Source organism: Parvibacter caecicola (assembly GCF_003725335.1).
Taxonomy (GTDB): Bacteria; Actinomycetota; Coriobacteriia; order Coriobacteriales; family Eggerthellaceae; genus Parvibacter; species Parvibacter caecicola.
Genome location: NZ_QIBY01000009.1, coordinates 30,558 through 47,741 on the forward strand (window position 1 = coordinate 30,558; position 17,184 = coordinate 47,741).

At 60.7% G+C, this 17,184-nt stretch carries 20 protein-coding genes, 1 tRNA gene and 1 pseudogene; 12 read left to right on the forward strand and 10 right to left on the reverse strand.

The genetic code is table 11. The features are described 5' to 3' along the window. The first annotated feature begins 119 nt into the window (after nucleotides 1–119). The 5 genes from DMP11_RS06520 to DMP11_RS06540 all read left to right on the forward strand — a co-directional run bounded on the left by DMP11_RS06520 (nucleotide 120) and on the right by DMP11_RS06540 (nucleotide 4,300). Entirely contained in the window at nucleotides 120–821 is a 702-nt protein-coding gene (locus DMP11_RS06520) for a response regulator transcription factor (RefSeq protein WP_123185707.1), read from the forward strand. Between the two features lie 4 nt (nucleotides 822–825). Beyond that, a complete protein-coding gene (locus DMP11_RS06525) occupies nucleotides 826–2,187 on the forward strand; it encodes a sensor histidine kinase (RefSeq protein ID WP_123185708.1) in 1,362 nt (453 codons plus the stop codon). A gap of 426 nt (nucleotides 2,188–2,613) precedes the next feature. Next, entirely contained in the window at nucleotides 2,614–3,030 is a 417-nt protein-coding gene (locus tag DMP11_RS06530) for a YjdF family protein (protein WP_161555319.1), read from the forward strand. Nucleotides 3,031–3,457: 427 nt separating this feature from the next. Next, nucleotides 3,458–3,613: a hypothetical protein gene (locus DMP11_RS10310; protein ID WP_161555320.1), complete on the forward strand. Its 156-nt coding sequence runs from the start codon at nucleotides 3,458–3,460 to the stop codon at nucleotides 3,611–3,613. A gap of 66 nt (nucleotides 3,614–3,679) precedes the next feature. Beyond that, nucleotides 3,680–4,300 carry an SOS response-associated peptidase family protein gene (locus DMP11_RS06540; RefSeq protein WP_123185710.1) on the forward strand — a complete coding sequence of 207 codons (621 nt, stop codon included), beginning with the start codon at nucleotides 3,680–3,682 and terminating at the stop codon, nucleotides 4,298–4,300. Nucleotides 4,301–4,343: 43 nt separating this feature from the next. Here the strand turns inward: DMP11_RS06540 and DMP11_RS06545 are convergent, their stop codons facing one another. The 3 genes from DMP11_RS06545 to DMP11_RS06555 all read right to left on the reverse strand — a co-directional run bounded on the left by DMP11_RS06545 (nucleotide 4,344) and on the right by DMP11_RS06555 (nucleotide 5,149). After that, nucleotides 4,344–4,676: an antibiotic biosynthesis monooxygenase family protein gene (locus DMP11_RS06545; RefSeq protein ID WP_123185711.1), complete on the reverse strand. Its 333-nt coding sequence runs from the start codon at nucleotides 4,674–4,676 to the stop codon at nucleotides 4,344–4,346. Nucleotides 4,677–4,741: 65 nt separating this feature from the next. Next, nucleotides 4,742–4,815: transfer RNA gene (locus DMP11_RS06550), tRNA-Gly, on the reverse strand. Nucleotides 4,816–4,897: 82 nt separating this feature from the next. Further along, nucleotides 4,898–5,149 (reverse strand): site-specific integrase, encoded by a 252-nt coding sequence (locus DMP11_RS06555; protein WP_123185712.1) that lies wholly within the window; start codon nucleotides 5,147–5,149, stop codon nucleotides 4,898–4,900. A gap of 217 nt (nucleotides 5,150–5,366) precedes the next feature. Here DMP11_RS06555 and DMP11_RS06560 point away from each other — a divergent pair, with 217 nt between their 5' ends. The 5 genes from DMP11_RS06560 (at nucleotide 5,367) to DMP11_RS10370 (ending at nucleotide 9,234) form a co-directional block, all read left to right on the forward strand. Then, nucleotides 5,367–6,287, forward strand: a complete 921-nt coding sequence (locus tag DMP11_RS06560) for a substrate-binding domain-containing protein (RefSeq protein WP_214647060.1) — start codon at nucleotides 5,367–5,369, stop codon at nucleotides 6,285–6,287. A gap of 40 nt (nucleotides 6,288–6,327) precedes the next feature. Next, nucleotides 6,328–7,152 carry a phosphate ABC transporter permease subunit PstC gene (gene pstC / locus DMP11_RS06565; protein ID WP_235869415.1) on the forward strand — a complete coding sequence of 275 codons (825 nt, stop codon included), beginning with the start codon at nucleotides 6,328–6,330 and terminating at the stop codon, nucleotides 7,150–7,152. Beyond that, nucleotides 7,149–7,982: a phosphate ABC transporter permease PstA gene (pstA, locus tag DMP11_RS06570; protein WP_123185714.1), complete on the forward strand. Its 834-nt coding sequence runs from the start codon at nucleotides 7,149–7,151 to the stop codon at nucleotides 7,980–7,982. The genes pstC and pstA overlap by 4 nt, the downstream gene beginning before the upstream one ends. Then, the gene (gene pstB, locus DMP11_RS06575) at nucleotides 7,983–8,825 is read left to right on the forward strand and encodes a phosphate ABC transporter ATP-binding protein PstB (protein ID WP_439956708.1); all 843 of its coding nucleotides are present in this window, start codon (nucleotides 7,983–7,985) and stop codon (nucleotides 8,823–8,825) included. It begins immediately after the preceding gene. 106 nt (nucleotides 8,826–8,931) lie between these two features. After that, nucleotides 8,932–9,234, forward strand: a complete 303-nt coding sequence (locus tag DMP11_RS10370; RefSeq protein ID WP_136845909.1) for a hypothetical protein — start codon at nucleotides 8,932–8,934, stop codon at nucleotides 9,232–9,234. A 156-nt stretch (nucleotides 9,235–9,390) separates the two neighbouring features. Here DMP11_RS10370 and DMP11_RS06585 read toward each other — a convergent pair whose 3' ends face one another. The 3 genes and pseudogenes from DMP11_RS06585 to DMP11_RS06600 all read right to left on the reverse strand — a co-directional run bounded on the left by DMP11_RS06585 (nucleotide 9,391) and on the right by DMP11_RS06600 (nucleotide 11,658). Beyond that, complete coding sequence (locus DMP11_RS06585) at nucleotides 9,391–9,891, reverse strand: helix-turn-helix domain-containing protein (protein WP_235870198.1); 501 nt, start codon at nucleotides 9,889–9,891, stop codon at nucleotides 9,391–9,393. Nucleotides 9,892–9,913: 22 nt separating this feature from the next. After that, a pseudogene (locus DMP11_RS10700) lies at nucleotides 9,914–10,054 on the reverse strand (ParA family protein); the annotation flags it as partial. Nucleotides 10,055–10,470: 416 nt separating this feature from the next. Then, nucleotides 10,471–11,658: an aldo/keto reductase gene (locus tag DMP11_RS06600; RefSeq protein ID WP_123185717.1), complete on the reverse strand. Its 1,188-nt coding sequence runs from the start codon at nucleotides 11,656–11,658 to the stop codon at nucleotides 10,471–10,473. 89 nt (nucleotides 11,659–11,747) lie between these two features. Between DMP11_RS06600 and DMP11_RS06605 the strand changes: the two genes are divergently transcribed. Next, nucleotides 11,748–12,434 carry a TetR/AcrR family transcriptional regulator gene (locus DMP11_RS06605; protein ID WP_161555321.1) on the forward strand — a complete coding sequence of 229 codons (687 nt, stop codon included), beginning with the start codon at nucleotides 11,748–11,750 and terminating at the stop codon, nucleotides 12,432–12,434. Nucleotides 12,435–12,484: 50 nt separating this feature from the next. Here the strand turns inward: DMP11_RS06605 and DMP11_RS06610 are convergent, their stop codons facing one another. The 4 genes from DMP11_RS06610 to DMP11_RS06625 form a co-directional block, all read right to left on the reverse strand. Then, nucleotides 12,485–12,955: a hypothetical protein gene (locus DMP11_RS06610; RefSeq protein ID WP_123185719.1), complete on the reverse strand. Its 471-nt coding sequence runs from the start codon at nucleotides 12,953–12,955 to the stop codon at nucleotides 12,485–12,487. 15 nt (nucleotides 12,956–12,970) lie between these two features. After that, nucleotides 12,971–14,347 (reverse strand): MATE family efflux transporter, encoded by a 1,377-nt coding sequence (locus DMP11_RS06615; protein ID WP_123185720.1) that lies wholly within the window; start codon nucleotides 14,345–14,347, stop codon nucleotides 12,971–12,973. A gap of 348 nt (nucleotides 14,348–14,695) precedes the next feature. Beyond that, nucleotides 14,696–14,995 (reverse strand): hypothetical protein, encoded by a 300-nt coding sequence (locus tag DMP11_RS06620; protein ID WP_123185721.1) that lies wholly within the window; start codon nucleotides 14,993–14,995, stop codon nucleotides 14,696–14,698. Nucleotides 14,996–15,087: 92 nt separating this feature from the next. After that, complete coding sequence (locus DMP11_RS06625) at nucleotides 15,088–15,459, reverse strand: helix-turn-helix domain-containing protein (RefSeq protein WP_123185722.1); 372 nt, start codon at nucleotides 15,457–15,459, stop codon at nucleotides 15,088–15,090. Nucleotides 15,460–16,194: 735 nt separating this feature from the next. Here DMP11_RS06625 and DMP11_RS06630 point away from each other — a divergent pair. Beyond that, complete coding sequence (locus tag DMP11_RS06630) at nucleotides 16,195–17,184, forward strand: ABC transporter substrate-binding protein (RefSeq protein ID WP_211329079.1); 990 nt, start codon at nucleotides 16,195–16,197, stop codon at nucleotides 17,182–17,184.

Genomic DNA, 17,184 nt, shown 5'->3' on the forward strand with positions numbered 1-17,184 from the left:
AAGGTATTCGCCCCGCCTGACATTCCTCGATTGTGCACCTGACTTTTTCCTTACTTTCGCGTACAGCCCAGGCGCGGGACTGTATTCTGCACAGTGGATAGGTTTGAGAAAGGCACCTCGTGGATTACGCTCTCTTGCACAGCAAAAGAATCTTGCTCGTGGACGACGAGCCGGAGCTTCTTGCCCTCGTGTCAGATATCCTGACCGACGCTGGGTTCGGGGAGATATTCACCGCAGCAAATGCAAAGGACGCGCTTGAGCGCTCCGATGAAGTTAATCCGGAGCTGGCAATCTTGGACGTGATGCTTCCCGATGGCGACGGGTTCTCGCTCATGCGGCAGGTGCGCAAGTCGTCCGACATCCCCGTGATATTCCTCACGGCGAAAGACGAGCCCATCGACAGGATATCGGGCCTGGGCCTGGGAGCCGACGACTACATTCCCAAGCCATTCCTTCCCCAGGAGCTCTTGCTGCGCGTCTACGCAGTACTCAGGAGGTCATACCCCGCGGTTGAGCCAAGGGTCCAACTTGATTATTGCGTGATCGATTTCGACAGGGCCGAAGCCGTGCGCGAAGACGGCCCGGTCTCGCTCACGGCAAAGGAGTTCGCGCTGCTGGAGATTCTTTCCCGCAATCAGGGCAAAGTGGTCACAACCGACGCCATTTGCAATGCCTTGTGGGGCGGGGACGCATTCGGGTACGAGAACCCCCTCAATGCCCACATCAGGCGCGTGCGGGAGAAGATCGAGCGCGATCCATCGCATCCCGTGTCGCTCATCACCTGCAAGGGGCTCGGGTACAAGCTGATGGTTTGCAGGTGATGCCGTGAAGTCCCTGCGCCCCTATATCGCGAGAAACCTCGCGTTCTTCGCCGCCCTGATGGTCGCTTTGCTGGCGTTCAATGCGGCGGCGTTCGGCATCTTCTTCTCCGGAGCAGTCGCCCATGAGGCCGGAGATGCCTCGCCCGCGGCCATGCTCCATGCCATTGAGGACACAACAAGCGCATCGGAGGCATCTCCGGAGGCGAGGAGCAAGCTACGGGAAAACGGCATATGGGCGCTGTTCATAAAGCCGGATGGGGACTGCTCGTGGTCGGTTGACGCTCCCGAGGGCGTTCCCCTCCACTACACTCTGCAGGACGTCGCGCGCTTCTCGAAGGGATATATCTCCGACTACCCTGTTTTCACCCGCGTCACTGACGCCGGCCTGCTGGTCTTGGGCTATCCCAAGGACAGCTACATGAAGATCACAAGCAACTACATCCCCATGCAGGCGGTGCAAGCTCTCCCGCCTTTCCTCGTGGTGATGGCGCTCCTCGATGTCGGCTGCCTCTTTCTAGCCTATTGGCTCTCAAAGAGGCGCACTCTGTCTGGATTGGAGCCCATCGAGGATGCCATCGAGGCACTGGGAACGGGCAAGGCGGCGCATCCTCTGCCGAAGGGGACGCTTGCGAATCTTTCGGAGAGCGTGACTCGCGCGTCCGACCTCATCGCCAAGCAGAATGAGGCGCGTGCGAACTGGATTGCCGGCATATCCCATGACATCCGCACCCCGCTCACCCTCATCATGGGAAATGCGGAGCGCATCGCCAGCGACGCCTCTGCCCCATCGGATGTGTCTGGCCGCGCTGCCCTTATCAGCGCGCAGAGCGTCAAGATCAGCACCCTGATCAACGACCTGAATCTTGCCTCCCAGCTGGAGTACGACATGCAGCCCTTGCATAAGGCGAAAGCGAAGCCCTCGAAGATCGTTCGCAAGGCGGTGGCAGATACGATTAACGCATGCCCGGAAACGAGGTATTCCTACGAGATGGAAATCGAACAGGAGGCCGAAAAGGCGGCCGTTGAGTGCGATGAGCGCTTGCTCGGACGGGCGATAGGGAATATCCTGCAGAACAGCGTCACGCACAACCCGCAGGGCTGCCGCATACGCATAGGGCTGAATGCGACCGATGAGCATGTGCTCATCACCATTGAAGATGACGGGGTGGGGGCGGCCGGAGAAGGCCTGCTCGCCCTTCTTAAATCTCAGGAACACGCGAGCAGCACCGACGAAAACCTCGACCTTCGTCACGGGCTCGGCTTGCAAATCGCGTCTCGGGTGATAAGGGCGCACCAGGGAAATCTCTCCTTTACGGCTCCCGTCGAAGGCGGCTTCAAAACTGTAGTGCAGCTTTCCAGGTGTTAATCCGGCTCCCCAACCCGGAAAATGCTCGATCGCTCAGGGTTCACCTGTTCGCTAAGCGCCGGTTTCCCGTAACCAGCAGACATCCACTTCTTTTACTACGAAGCTACTCCGAAGTCTGTTTGGGAGCGTTTTATTCCTTCAGTTATTCCGTCATCGCATGAAGGGATACTTAGCGCGAATACGGCGTCTCTTCACCCCACGCCTGGGAGCAGATCTGGGTCGTCAACCCGGATGTGGCCCCTTCAGTCGCTTCAGCGCGGCGACGGTTTCGGGCGCTCCTCCTGCGGTATACTTGTCCTAGAAGGTAAAAACACGACCCCGTCGGGTAGTCGGGGTGCGGCCGCCCTCTTGCGACGAGCCGTCAGTAACCTGCCTCCTTGGTTGTCCCTCCTTCAGGTTCGTCATCGACATAAAGGAGGAACTGCGATGAGCCTGTGCAAACTCACCGTGCGCTTCGAGGAGCCGTTTTGGATCGGCCTCGTCGAGTGCGAGGACGGCGACAGCTACAGCGTGGCGAAGCACGTCTTCGGCGCAGAACCCACCACGCCCGAGGTGTTCGACTTCATCCGCGACCACTGGAACGACCTTCGCTTCACGCGCGAGGTCCAGGTCGAGGCCAAGGAGTCCAAGCGCATCAACCCCAAGAGGCTCCGCCGCGTGATCGAGAAGGAGGTGCGATCGGGCGCCTGGCGCGGGACCAAGGCGCAGCAGACGCTCGCAGAGCAGCGCGGCGTAGCGATAGAAACCAGCGAGGCGCTTTCTCGGCAACGGAAAGAAGAGCGCAGGCGCGAGCAGTTCGCCAAGCGGACGGAGAAGCGCAAGCAGAGGCATCGCGGCCACTAGGGGATGCTTGCCGCACGTCGTCATGCTTGCTCTGCGCCATGGGCAAGCGCGTCATGCCCTCCTACATCATGACCGGCGGCAACATCCAGATAGAGAAGTCCAAAGTGCAAATGATCACCGAGGACATCGCGGAGATGATCGGGCTCATCGGAGCCTAGAGGCCCCTCCTCAACAAGCGGCCAGGGAGAGCAGCGGCCTAGGTTGACGCCGATTGACGGCATGAAAGCTGGCCCTATAGGTCGGACAAGACATCACTTTGCTAATTTCGTCGCAAACTGGCGTTTTCAGATTGCTGTTTTCGTCGCAGCTTGCTCATCCATCAAACCAATCGCCTTCATAACAGCCACGTCTTCGCAGCATTCTGTTCCGTCTGTTCATCACCAACCATCGCAGGAGCTATTCTCCTACTACCTCATTGTGGGGGGGCATGCCCACTGCGGTTGCGCTACCCTGCTACAACGTAACGGAGCTGGTATGCGGCTGGTCCGATTCGGAATTCACCATTGCCTACATGCCCTGGTACCTCGCCGCGTTTTTGAAGCCCGATTCCCTGCCTCCGTCGTTCGTGGTGGAGCTGCCCTAGGCGGCCGTCCTCCCGCGCCACTGCATCACCGGACGGCCGGGGCTCGCCCCGTGGTACCATGGGCCCATGTGCCGGCAGTTCACCATACTCACCCTTGACGAAACCCTTGGGGTCATCCAGAAGATTGAGATGGCCTCGCCGGTGGTGCTGGAACCAGATTGGCCGGCGCAGCGGCCCAGCGCCTTTCCGCAGTCGAAAGTGCCCGTGATAGTGCCGATGTTCAACCCAGCCCTGGGGGCGCCGCTTGTGCCCGGCAGCCTGGGGGCCTGCGAGCTGACCTGGGGGTTCGACGAGCCCTGGCAGACGGGGGTCATCTTCAACAGCCGCATCGAAAGCGCCGCCAAGCCCACCTGGCGCGAGGCCATGGCGCACTGCCGATGTTTCGTGGTAGCGCCGGCGTTTTTCGAGAGCCACCAAACGGAAACGGTGCCTTCGCCGAAAACCGGCAAGCCCATCAAGCGGCCTTACGAGTTTCGCGCGCCTGACGGAGGGCCGCTGTTTCTTGGATGCATTTGGCGGGACAACCGTTTTTCAGTGGTCACCACCGAAGCCAACCGCTGCGTGGCGCCGGTACACCACCGCATGCCCGTGGTGCTGCAACAGGAAGAGCTGCCGCTGTGGCTGGGGCCCAACTACCAATCCCTGGCAAACCGCAGCAGCGTGCAACTGGAGGCGCGGCCTGTATGACAAAGGCGCGGGGGCGCGAAGGGGAGAAGGCTCTGCGTTCTTCCTACTCGCGCACGAGGGCGCTGTCGGCGGCGGGGTTGTGGGACTCGTCGGTCACGTAGCGCTCCGCCGTCATGCGCACGTCATGCTTTTCGCGCAATGCGGCAATGGCGGCCATCATCGGGGACGCATGTTGCGCATCGAGGGCCCGCTGGTCTTCCCAGCTGTCGATCAGCAGCACCGTCTCCTCATCGGCCAGGGGCAGAAAGTACTCGTATCGCAGGTTGCCCGGCTCGACGCGAATGGCCTCCACCGTGCCCGAAGCCAACATCTCTTCGGCAAACCGCCGAGCGCTTCCACCGGCGCCGCAATAGTAGATGTTCACCGTGATGGCCATGTCCCCCCCCCTCATAAACGGTGCTGGCAACAAAAACGGCCGGGGTTACCGGCCGTGGCGTTTTGTGGAGCGGGCGACGGGAATCGAACCCGCGTTGTAAGCATGGGAAGCTCAAGTTCTACCATTGAACCACGCCCGCAGTGGGAGAACATTATACTCTAACCTCCTTAGAACCCTTAGGTATTTCAGCAAATCATCATGAGCGACGCCTAGGCGGCGGCTCAAAGGAAGCTCATGTAGCGCTTGCCGATTCCTATGCCCGTGTTGGGCGCGTAGGCCGCATAGAGGTCGAGCGTGCAGGCGGAGCTCGCATGCCCCATCAGTGCCTCCTCCGCCTTGGTGTTCTTCCTGTTGGCGAGGTTCAAGGTGGCGAAGATGTGGCGCAGGGCATAGGGGCGCACGCCCTCGAAGCCCGCATCCGCCGCGAACTTCAGCCAATCGCGGTCCCAGGATTGGTAGGTCCGGGGATGCACATTTCACGAGCAAGGCTAAAACCCTGCGATTCATCCGAGAAAAAGATGTCCCAAATTGAGAAGAAGGTGTCCCGTTTCGATTTGCTCTGCCGTGAAACTTTGCAAAGACTTTACGGGCCTCTGACAAGGCGCGCATACGGCTTGGTCATGCTTGAGCAGAGCCTCCTCTTAGGCTCCCTCCTGTGAGAGGAGGCGTCTTTCAGAGAAAGGAATCGACATGACCAAAAACATGACAAGAAAAGTACTCACTATCGCTGCTGCGGCGATTCTCACGCTCGGAATGATGAGCGCCTTCGGCTGCTCCTCACCCGAAACCCAATCGGGGAGTCCCAGCGCATCCGAGGCGCAGACGAGCAATCAGATATCGGTTTACTCGCGTGAAGATGGCTCGGGCACGCGCGGTGCGTTCATAGAGCTTTTCGGACTTGAGGAGAAGGATGCGGCTGGCAACAAAGTCGACATGACCACGGACGCCGCTGCCATCACTAATTCCACTTCGGTGATGATGACCTCTGTCGCCAGCGACCCGGACGCCATCGGCTACATCTCCTTGGGCTCGCTCAACGACACTGTCAAGGCCGTCAAGATCGACGGCATCGAGGCAACGGCGCAGAACGTGAAGAGCGGCGACTACAAGGTGTCCAGGCCATTCAACATCGTGTTCGCCGAGAACCTCAGCGCACCGGCACAGAACTTCGTGGACTTCATCATGAGCTCCGATGGCCAGGCGATCATCGAGGATAACGGCTACATAGGCGTTGACGAGAATGCAGCTCCCTTTACCGCTACTGGCGCAAGTGGCAAAGTCGTGATCGCGGGGTCCTCCTCGGTCACCCCCATCATGGAGAAGCTCGCCGAAGCGTATAAGGCCGTGAATCCTGACGTAACCATCGAGGTTCAGCAATCCGACTCCACCACCGGCGTCAACATGGCCATCGAGGGCACGTGCGACATCGGTATGGCATCGCGTGACCTGAAGGATTCGGAGGCTTCGTCCGGGGTCAGCGCCACGGCTATCGCCAAGGACGGAATCGCCGTGATCGTCGCCCCCGCATCCATCGTCGACAGCCTCACCAGCGACCAAGTGAAGGCGATTTTTTCCGGCGAAGCGCTCACGTGGGCAGAAGTGATCGGCTAGCTATATGTCGAAGTCTGCAAGGAAAGAAGGCTTTGCGAGGGTGCTGTTCACCCTTGCTGCCGCGATTTCGATCTTGGCAGTTGCCCTGATATGCGTGTTCCTCTTCGCCAACGGGCTTCCGGCGATGTTCCAGATCGGCATCCCCGAGTTCCTGCTGGGCACCACCTGGAAGCCGGGAAGCGGCATGTACGGCATCTTTCCCATGATCGTGGGGAGCATCTACGTAACCGCCGGTGCCATCCTCGTCGGTGTTCCGGCGGGCATCCTGACGGCGATATACCTGTCGCGCTTTGCGGGCAGCAGGGTCGCATCCGTTCTGCGGCCGGGCATCGAGCTGCTCGCCGGCATCCCCTCTGTCGTGTATGGCTTCTTTGGGTTGATGGTGCTCGTCCCCTTCATCAGGATGACGATGCCTGGCAGGGGCCTTTCGCTTCTGGCAGCATCCCTGCTGCTGGGGATTATGATTCTTCCCACCATCATCACCGTGGCGAAGAACGCCCTCGATGCCGTTCCGAGAAGCTACTACGAGGGAGCCCTTGCCTTGGGCGCAACCCATGAGCGGGCCGTGTTCCGCATCCTCGTGCCTGCTGCGTTCTCGGGAATCATGGCGGCTGTCGTGCTGGGAGTCGGGCGTGCGATCGGCGAGACCATGGCAGTCGTTATGGTCGCGGGAAACCAGCCCGTCATACCGAACTCCATCTTCGACGGCGTTCGCACGATGACCGCGAATATTGTTCTGGAGATGGGCTATGCCGCCGACCTCCACAGGGGCGCTCTCATAGCAACCGGCGTCGTGCTGTTCGTCTTCATCATGCTCATCAGCCTCCTGTTCAGCGCCATCAAGAAGCGGGGTGAGGAGCGATGACGTCGAAGATTCTGCGCACTCTCGTGTACGTGGGAACCATCCTCACGACTCTGGTCCTGGCGGGGATCGTGGGATACATCCTTATAAACGGCATCCCTCATCTCAAGCCCTCCCTGTTCGAGTGGACCTACACTTCCGAGAACGTCTCGCTCATGCCTGCTCTCATCGATACCATCCTGATGGCCCTGCTCGCTTTGGCGCTATCTGTGCCGACGGGCGTTGGCGCGGCAATCTATCTGGTGGAGTACGCGCGCTCATCGAGCCGCTTCGTGAGGGCAGTCCGCATGACAGCAGAGACGCTCCAGGGCATCCCCTCAATCATCTACGGACTGTTCGGCTTGCTCTTCTTCACGACCATGCTCGGATGGGGGCTTTCCCTCATTTCCGGCGCATGCACGCTCGCCATCATGGTTCTCCCCGTCGTGATGCGCACTACCGAAGAGGCGCTTCTCGCTGTCCCCGAATCCTACAAGCAGGGCGGCTTCGCATTAGGGGCGGGCCATGTCAGGACGATCTTTCGCTGTGTGCTGCCAAGCGCGCTTCCTGGCATCGTGGGTGGCGTGCTGCTTGCCCTTGGCCGCTGCGTTGGAGAGGTGGCCGCGCTCCTCTTCACCGCTGGCACCGTGGCGCAGATCCCCGATTTTGGTGGACAGGGCATCTTCGCAATCTTCGATTCGTGCAGAACGCTTGCCGTCCACATGTACGTGCTCGCAAGCGAGGGCCTTCACATGGACGAGACCTATGCAACAGCCGTCGTGCTCCTGATCCTCATTGTGATTCTGAACATGGGAGCGAACTTCGCGGCAAAGAGACTTAAGAGAGGAATGTAGATGATGGACGCAGTCACAGCATCCGAAAAGAGAATCATGGAGCCTGAGAAGGAGCAATGCATGCAGAGCACACGGGCGGAAGCCGCCGCCGCTGAAGCGAAGATGGGCGTTGAGGGGCTCAACCTTTACTACGGAGAGTTCCATGCTCTCAAAGACGTCACACTCGATTTTCCGAAGAACGAGGTGACGGCCCTGATCGGACCTTCGGGATGCGGCAAGTCGACGTTGCTCAAGACTTTGAACCGGATGAATGACCTGATGGACGGCTGCCGCGTGGACGGGTGCGTCTCCTTGGATGGCGACGACATCTATGGTGACCTGCCGGTCAATGACCTCCGCCGCCGCGTGGGTATGGTGTTCCAGCAGCCCAATCCCTTCCCCATGAGTATCTACGACAACATCGCCTTCGGCCCGCGTACTCACGGGATCAAAGGCAAAGAAGAGCTCGACGTGATTGTGGAACAGTCGCTCCGTAATGCCGCCATCTGGGATGAAGTCAAGGATCGCCTGAAGAAGAGTGCCCTTGGGCTCTCGGGTGGCCAGCAGCAGCGCCTGTGTATCGCACGTGCGCTTGCCGTTCAGCCTGAAGTGTTGCTGCTTGACGAGTCCACGAGCGCACTCGACCCGATATCCACAGCGAAGATCGAGGATTTGGTCATCGAGCTCGCATCGAAATACACCGTGATCATGGTCACGCACAATATGCTGCAAGCCATTCGCGTATCTACCAAGACCGCGTTCTTTCTCCTAGGGGAGATGGTTGAGGCAGGTGACACGGATGCGCTGTTCACGCATCCGAAAGACAGTCGAACAGCCGACTATGTGTCAGGTCGCTTCGGCTAAGCAGAGCGAAATAGCGGCACTCCAGGCGCGGACGCTGCAGGGCGAGATGTTCGATCTCAAGGACATCGCGGGGTCTTTGGGCCTTTTTTTCGGCGAGGGGCAAATCATGGCGGAGTACGCCCTAAGCGATGGGATCACCGAGACCCTCTTCACCAAGACCGTCGAGCATGGAGCCTACGAGGGGTTCGATCACGGGGCTATCGCGATCTCCTACACGAACGCTGACCTGGCGAAGATCATCAGGACCGCCGCTTTCTCCGGCAAATCCCTAAGCCTCGTCATCTACCCGGACGGCAGGATAGCGCTTTCGACCAAAGAGGGTGGAAGCGTCTTTTCCAATTACCTGACGTACCTTCGCGCCGGGTCCAACCTCTCAGACGACCAGCTTGACCAGATGCATCTGGACTGAGAGGACGGCGAGAAGGGCGCAATCGTCTGCAAGCTGGGAGATGAGGACTACTACATCTCCTATATGCCTCTCGGCTACAGGGACTTTGGGCGCCTTCGTCGGGGGGACAAGAGAGGGGCTCTTTATCAGGTTCAAGGGTTTTACCAGATGAGTAATTTATAGGCGCCGGTTCCCCAGATGTGGCTTTTCCAGATGCGGGTTTTCCCGTTCTGGCACAGACTGGGCGTTTTCAGGGTCGATGGGCTTCTCCTGCGGCTCGGCCTCCCCGTTGGCGGGCGGCTCTCGCGTGAACTCCGAGAGGATGGCGTAGCCGTCCGCCTTGAGCTCGGCGGCCACCTGCGCGTGCATGGCCGGGTCGTCGAGCGTGATCCAGGTGGCCTCCTCCGCCTTCAGGAAGTGGCCGTTCTCGCTGCGCTTGCGGGCGCGGATGATATAGCCCGAAAATTCCAGCTCCTTTCTCCCGGCTGACACGGCGTCCGCGCCGTCCCTCGCGAGGGACGCGAAGCCCTTGACGGCGAACACCCGCTCGGGGTTGTTCCCAAGCGAGCGTATCCGGCAGTAGATCCCCTTGGCCTTCGCCGAGAGGCCGCGGTCGAAGAACATGGCGTTCTCGACGAAGGCGAAGGAGCCCTTGCCCCTGTGGATGACGTTGCCCATCACGCACCGCCCCGTCTGTCGCGGCGCGCTCGCCCTGCGGGTCGGCGTCCACGAGGAGCACCCTCTTCCCGCGATGCGCGAGGGCGATCCCCAGGCTCAAGGTGGTGGCGGTCTTTCCCGTGCCGCCCTTCTGGTTCGCTACTGCAATGGTTCTGCATGGCATGGCTCATGCGCCTCCTTCTGCGGTCGCCTTCATCGGGAGGCCAGACGGCCCGCGCGCAATGTGCGATGGGCGTGCGTTTCGCGAAAATACTGGAAGCGCACTGGAAATATCGGGGTTTCTCGAAAAGTCAAGAAGGGAGAAGAGTTTCCCTGGTTTCAGAAATAGCGGTTCTGAACTGGGGATTTCTCAACCATGCATTTCGCGTGTTTCGCGGGTGCTTACCTCGCTAGCAGCTTGACGAACTCGTCTACGCGCATCTCGCGCTGACCGTGCAAGACGTACCAGAGCCGCTTCCCATCCATGCCGATGCGACGTGCGCGCTCGGCGCACGAGATGCCTCTCAGCTGTCTTGCGCTATCCATGATGCAAGCAACGCCGCTTTCGTCGATTACGCAAGAAACACCAACATGCCGGCACTAGCGGCTCATCAGTTTCACGCCGAGCCTGACCAGGGCCGGGAGGCCGGGGACTTGAAGGCGGCGCTTCACCGACGTCAGCTCGCTCGGGATCTGGATATGCTGAGGACACTTCTCAATGCAGGCTCCGCATTTGACGCAATCGCTCGCGAAGCGCGCCTCACCCACCATGGCCCCCGATGCCGTGATGTACTGGTGCATACCTTGGTACCAGCTATGAGCGAAAGAAGTGTTATAGGCAGCGAAGCACATGGGGATGTTGATTCCTTTGGGACACGGCATGCAGTACCCGCACCCCGTGCAAGGAATCCGGTAGTTTTGTGCGATATGCTCACGAGCTTTTTTGATCGCGGTCTCCTCAGCAGCTTCGAGTGAGCCGGGAAACGCCGAGTCAGTCGTCTCAGCATTTTGCGACAGTTGATCAAGCGTATTCATGCCTGACAGCACCACTGTCACTTCCGGGTGGTTCCATACCCAGCGAAGGGCAAGCCGCACTGGATCGTCGCTCAGGCCGGCATCGGAAAGGGCGCGCCGCGCGCCCGCTGGCAATTCGCTTGCCAGCTTGCCTCCGAGAAGCGGCTCCATGACGACGACGGGCAGACCACGCTCTGCCGCTGCCATGAGGCCCGCCGTTCCCGCCTGATAGTCCTCGTTCATGTAGTTGTACTGAATCTGGCAGAAATCCCAGCCGAAGGAATCGAGCAGCACAGGAAAATCTGCCTTGGGGCCATGGTATGAGAAGCCTATGTTGGTGATCCGACCCGACATCTTCTGCTCCGCTACCCAATCCTCGAAACCCAGGGAGCTCAAGCGATCCCATGCCGAAGCGCTCGTCACGTTGTGGACAAGATAATAATCAACATGGTCGATGCGAAGCCTCTCAAGGGAGCGTTCCAGATACGTATCGAAATCGGTCGTCGCTTCGCATCGCGCGATCGGCAGCTTGGTGGCGATATGGACCCTCTCCCTCAGGCCGGGGTTGCGAGCGAATATCTCGCCGAGAGCCACCTCGTTCCCGTTGTACAGATAAGCCGTATCGAGGTAATTGATGCCGCGCTCGACGGCTTCCATGATGAGCTGCTCAGACGCGTCAATATCGATACGTCCTCCAGAAGAAGGGAACCTCATGCAACCGAAGCCCAGCGCCGACAGCTCGTTTCCATTTTTGGGATCGATCCTGAATTGCATCGCGAGCACTCCTTGCGTAAAATTAGTTGCACAATGCAATTAACTATAAGTTGCGGTGTGCAACTTGTCAAGGAGGCGGCAGAGTTACGGTGACCGAAGAAGACCGGACGTACCAACGCGCGCGGACGCGTGAGCAGAAGAACCAACGGCTCGATGGCATCCTGGACGCCACACGATCGATACTGGACGAAGGCTCGTACCACGATGTCACCTTGAGCGCCATAGCCGAAAGGGTCGGGTGCTCGCGCGCCAATCTATCGCACTACGTCGGTTCTAAAGAGGAGATACTCCTGCTCCTGTACATCCGGTCATTACGGGAGATCTTGGAAGCTATGAAAGGGATCGATCCCGGGTCTTTGGACGTGTCCTCCATAACAGGTCTCGAGGCCGCTTCGGACGCTCTAGCGGCGATGCTTGCCTCACACAGGGACTTCGGAAGACTTGGGGCGCTTTTGACGAGCATCATAGAGACCAATGTGCGCCTGGAATGCCTCGTCGAATGCAAGCGCGAGATCATCGGAATGATGGCAGATGGATCGAGTCTGCTCGTTGAACGCGGCCTCTTCGACGAGCTGGCTGACTCCACCAGGTTTCTCATGGATCTGTCGGACTATGTCGCTGGGCTCTACCCTGCGACCCATCCGCTCCCCATTCAGCGAGCCGCCTGCAAGGAGACGGGGTATCCGATTCTGTCGTATGAGGAGTCATTGCGTGACTTTCTGACCGTTCAACTCGTCGGCTATAAAGTGTTGAAGGAGAAGCGGGACGACTCGTGACCCCGCAGGCGGGCGCCCGCCGATCCGAAGGCCGACGGGCTTGCAAGCTGCTATGCGGCGACCTGCTGGCCGCGCGGCTTGATGCGCGCCGTGTCGCCGTGGACGTAGTTATTGCGGTTCCACGAGTAGTCGCCGCCGTGATCGCACTTGGCGACGTACGGCAGGCCAGGGTACATGACCTCCCTCCTGTCGTTCGGCGCGTCGACCTCCACTGCGATGCGGTTGAACTCGGGCTGCCCGAAGCCGACGACCGGAAACGACTCCCACTTGCCGTAGACGCCATCGCAGAGCCACGCCTCGTCGCCGAGCCTCGCGTCCGAGGGGGACCTCCACCGAGTCGAGCACCCCGCCGAGCCGCAGCTCCTCGGGCATGGCCGCGTCTCGCGCCGACCGTGCAGGACGCACCAGAGCCGCTTCCCGTCCACGCCGATGCGACGTGCGAGCTCGGTCATCCCGATGCCCCTCTTCTGCCGTTTCGACTCTATGAGGAGGGCGGCTTTCTGACTATCCACCATGAGCATTGGACAAGGCGCTAGCTACGTGGTCAGGTTTCTTCTCGTCCATAGTCGGAGGTAAACGAAGCCGATGAGGGCGGGCAGCACCGGCGCCGCCGCTTGCGCCGCGTAGACCCCGATGAAGCCGAAGCCCAGAGGGACGGACAGGAGCCAGGCCAATCCAGCCCTCACGGCGAAGGCGTCGATGAGGGAGTTCGCAAGGGCCAGCTTCGGTGCGCCCGAGGCCAGGGCGAACGAATCGAGGGCGTACATCGCCGCGTAGAAGATGCCGTTCACGCTGCAGGTGATGCGAAGATAGAGGACGGCCGCCTCGGTGAGTTCCCGGCTCGATTCCCCGAAGAAGGAGACGAGCCATTCCGCGCTCAGCTGTATGACGATCTGGATGCATACGGTGACGGCAACAGCCATAAGACAGCCCGACCTGGCGAACGTGACCGCCCGCTTGGGCATCCTGGCCCCGATGCTCTGCGACACCGCGGCGGAGACGGCCTGCCCGATGCCCCAGCAGGGAAGTCCTGCGATGGTGCTTATCTTGAGGCCGACCCCGGAGGCGGCGGCGATGGTGGGGCCGTAGGAGTTGAGCCACGCGGTCACGAAGACATAGGAGAGGTTGATGACGGCCTGCTGCACGGCCATGGGGGCGCCGACGCGGAGCACGTCCTGCCCGGCCGCCAGCGCCTTTTCCCGCTCCCTGACATCGCGCATGGAGCGGAGCAGGCTGCGGGCGGAGCTATACCTGCGCCGCGCGAGCCAGAGGGCGAAGACCGCTCCCGCGCCCTGGGCGGCCACGGTCGCAACGGCGGCACCGACCACGCCGAGGCCGGCACCGGCGATGAGCACGAGGTCGAGGGCCACGTTCGCGACCGCGGAGAAGGCCATGATGGCGAGCGGGCCGACGGAATCCCCCTGCGCCCGCAGGAACGCGCACGCGGCGTTGAGCAGGAAAAGGCCGATCGCGCCCAGGGAAATCACTTCGAGATAGGCGGCCGTTTGGTCGAGCGAGGCCCCGGGGACGCCCATAAGCGAGAAGACAGGATGGGCGAGCGCCGTGCCTGCCAATGTTGTGGCCGCGGCTCCCAGCAGGGCGACTCCAAGGGATGCGGTGAAGGCGCGCCGTTGTCCCGCCTCGTCGCGAGCGCCCACGCGGTTGCCCACCGCGACGGTGCAGCCCGCCATGAGCCCTATGGCTATCGCGTTAATGATGAAGACGATGGCGGAGGCGTTGCTGACCGCGACGAGCCCCGACTCGCCGACGACGTTGCCCACGACGCCCATATCGACGAACTGGTAGACGTATTGAAAGAGGTTCGCCGCGACGAGCGGGGCAGAGAACGCCGCCAGGCGCTTCGGTGCGCTCCCTTCCAAAAGGGACGGCGCATGTTCGGTGGTGTTTGACATGGAAAGCCTTTCGATGGGGTGAAAACAAAGAGGGAACGGACGCATGCCCGTTCCCGTGCCCATCGTTCATCTGCGCAAGCCGAAGCAACCCGTGGCGGGTTGCGGGGGCTGACGATTTATCAGGCTTCGCTCCGGTCAGCGTCTCGTCTATATGCTTCCGGAGCCGTCCCAATGCAGAGCTTCATGGCTGTTCCTGTTGATGCGATTACTTGCACGCATGGATTATCCCACCGGGCGCAGGGGCTGGCAAGGAACGGTTGTGTAGTTTCCGATGAAGCCGCAACTTAGGGGCGATGCGGCGTACAGCTAGGCCGCTGCTCTCCTTGACTGTTTTTTGAGGAGAGGCCTCTAGGCTCCGATGAGCCCGATTATCTCCGCGATGTCCTCGGTGATCATCTGCACTTTGGACTTCTCTATCTGGATGTTGTCGCCGGCCGGAGAGGAGAAGGCAGCGCCGGCGCGCTCGAAGAGGGCGCCGGCCGACAGCGCGTACTCCGACCCTGGTCCTGAGTAGAAGTCATCGGAAGGGTCAGGGGGCACCACCTCGTTGATCATGACGACTTTTACGGAGCTTGCGTCAACCTCGACGTCGTTCACGAGGGCGCCACCCAAATCGAGGCGCGCCTCCAGCTCTTCCCGCACGTTCATACGCAGCCCCCCTCCTCGCGCCCGTCCATGGCGCAGAACAAACATGGCAATGTGCGGCAAGTATACCCCAGTGCCATATGTCAAGGCTGCCCCTACGCGAACAGCACGGCGTAGCAGACGGTGCCGGCGAAGAATGCCAGCACTGCTGCGCCGATGCCCAGCAGTACGCGGATGTACTTGCGCATGGTGGCCTTGGCTCCTTCCACATCGCTGTAAATGGATGAAATCTGCTTCTCAGACTCGTTCAGCGCGCGAACGTCTCCCACGTCCAGCCCGTGCACCAACTCGTCGAGGCTGATGCCGAAGTAGTCGGCTAGCAGCACCAGCCGCTGGAAGTCGGGATAGGACTGCCCCAGCTCCCACTTGGACACCGTTTGCCGCGACACCCCCAGCTCGAAGCCGAGCTCTTCCTGGGAAAGGCCCTGCTTCTTACGCAGGGCCATGAGCCGCTCGTTGAATTTCATGGCGCTTCCTTTCCTCGATGCCAGTATGAGCGCACTTAAATTCAAGCAGAAGGGGCGCCGTGCATCTACCAACCATGGTTGGAAATCTGTCAACCCAAGCCGCCAAAACACGCGATTGGCTGCACATTTTGGCGGGTCGGTGGGGAAACGCCGGCAAACTGAGGGGAATGGTGGCCTAGGCTCCCGCTTCGGCTTCTTTTTTTCGGCGCCGCTTACGAGTGGCTGACCGCTTTCGCCGCGCAAAAAGGGCTGCCGCAGCCCACGCGGTTCTACGAAATAGCGCAGATGAGGCTGCTGGACACCGATCAGGCCAACTACCGCTGCCGCATTAGCGCCCCCGCCCCAACAAGGTGAGCACGGGCCGCGCCAGGGGTTGTTTCGCGACGGATGGCCTTGGGCAAAACAGCTCTCTGCTCCATGCGTCCACCGCCTTGTTGGGCTTCCGTATGCCGGCATGTTTCGCACGGCTGACATTTCCCGAACTTGCCAGTAACTGCCCTGCGGTCCGCGCGACGGCGCGGCGGTGGAGGGCCATACTAGGGGGAAATGCTGCATCCGCTGCTCCGTTTTTGCTGGTGAGAGCCATGAAGCACTGCTCCTGAGTCGCCGAAGGCCCAAATCTTGCCGGCGGTTGCCGCGGTTGTGGCGAAAACCAGGAGAAGCGAAACGGTGGTTTACAAGAAGTTAGCTTTAGGTTACTTTGTCGCCATACACGCTGAGAAGAAAGGTTCTGCCATGAGAAACATGACTCGTCGAGGCGCCGTATCGCTGCTGGCGGTTGCGGCCTTGTCCATTCCCATTACCGGCTGTTCGTCGAACGGCGGCTCTGGCGGGCAGCAGTCCGAGGGCGAGGGGGGCGCCGCCAACGCGGGCGGCGAAACCGAGGCCGCGGCCACCACGCGCACGGTGACCACCGACAAGGGCGACGTGGAAATTCCCGTGAACCCCACCACCATTGTTTCCGACTACTATTTGGGCGAGCTGCTGGCGGTGAACGTGAAGCCGGTCATCGCTTCCCCCTACGCGCTGAACAACCCGTTTTTGGCTGGCATGTGCGACGGCATCGAGCCCATGAACGTCACCAGCGCCGAAACCTCGCTGGAAATGATCGCCGCCGCCCACCCCGACCTCATCATTACCATCACCGAGGCGGACGTGGACAAGTATTCCGCCATCGCCCCCACGGTGTTCATCCAGGACGGCGCCCGCACCGACGAGGAACTGTTCCTCTACATTGCCGACCTGGTGGGCCGCAAGGAAGAGGCGCAGGCTTACGCCAACGAGTTCAACGACAACGTGGCCGCCGTGCGCGACGAGATGCGCACCATTGTGGGCGACCGCACCGTGTCCATCCTGGAGGTGTGGCCGCAGGAGATTTACACCATGGGCAGCCATTTCGCTCGCGGCGGCTCCATCCTTTATGACATGTGGGGGCTGAAGGCGCCCGAGCCCATCCAGACCGCCATGGTGGACGGCGACGAGGCTTACGAGGTGATCTCGCTGGAGGCGATGCCGCAGTACGCCGGCGACTTCATCCTGCACGGCGTGCTGGACGGTACTGACAGTGCCTTCGTGGACGGCTCCACCCTGTGGGCGAACCTGCCGGCGGTGAAGGAAGGCCGCGTGCTGCAGTACGAGCAGGTGGCGTTCATGCACCGCGACCCCATCACGCTGAAGAACCAGCTGCAGATCTTCATCGACTTCTTCCGCGCTCACGCCGAGTAA